The following is a 1,024-nucleotide window of genomic DNA, read 5'->3' as shown; positions in this document are numbered from 1 at the left end:
AAGAGTTGCCTCCAACGCGGCCTACCACAGATTCCCGCTCCATGTCCTTCACTCAGAAAAGGGATACTCGTTCAACAGTAATCTCCTTGGGGAACGAGGGTCGTTCCACTTCCTTTTCTCGAAAGCATTTGATGTTTGCCGAGCTGCGAGCCGATCAGAAACGGTTGACTCTATCCTTAGACAGGCGGATTCAGCTCGAAACCGCCGCCAAGGCATCTAGTACTACTAGCGCTGTATCGTCCGTGGTGGCATTAGCCCTGGCTGCATTGGCTGGGGGGTTTGTCATTGTACAGACCGGCATCAACACCAGTCTCCGTAAAACAGCCGTTCCGAGCGCCTTGGCTACGAGTGTGTTTAGCTTTTGCGTTGGTTTGGCTGTCAGTATGTTGATCTGTCTGGTCCATAAATTCCCACGCCAAGGTATTTGGCCCGTTCACGGTTTTAAAGCCATCCCATGGTACGCCTACACGGGTGGAGTTCTTGGGGCAGGTTTTGTCACGTCTGCCATTTACCTAGCGCCGGAACTGGGCTTTGCAACGTTTCAACTAGCTGTTGTGGCGGGGCAGCTTCTGTCGGGACTTGTGTGTGATACGATTGGCTTTTTACATCTATCGCCCTCCCCTGCGACGCCATGGAGAATGATGAATGTGACGATAGTCCTCGTGGGTACTGCTCTCAGTGCCAACTGGACAGGATGGAGCAGCAGCTGGCAGGCCCCCGTCTATATTCTCATCGCGGCAGTGGCCGGAGGTGTCTTCCCCATTCAAGCATGTGTCAATTGGGAGCTAGGGAATCATGTCGGTACTCCTTTTCGGGCTGTGGCCGTCAATTTTGGTGTCGGTGCCGTCATACTATGGTTGGCCGTCTTGGTGGAAACAGTATCGTTGGGTGGTGACAACTTGGTGGATCTCAGCGCTCAAGATGATTCTGATTATAGCTGCGAATGGTGGTTTTGGACGGGTGGTTGCTTTGGAGCATTGCTAATTGCTGCAGTCACACTTGGTATTCCAGCCATCGGCGCGGT

1 protein-coding gene is annotated in these 1,024 nt (G+C 53.0%); it reads left to right on the top strand.

Annotation, left to right across the window (positions count from 1 at the left end; translation table 11 throughout):
* Nucleotides 1-131: 131 nt before the first annotated feature.
* A partial coding sequence (locus V6D20_08025; GenBank protein HEY9815732.1) for a DMT family transporter occupies nucleotides 132-1,024 on the top strand: 893 nt, incomplete at its 3' end.

This window comes from Candidatus Obscuribacterales bacterium (genome assembly GCA_036703605.1).
Classification (GTDB): Bacteria; Cyanobacteriota; Cyanobacteriia; order RECH01; family RECH01; genus RECH01.
The sequence above is the reverse complement of the archived record's forward strand: the minus strand, read 5'-3'. Positions and strand labels throughout refer to the sequence as shown.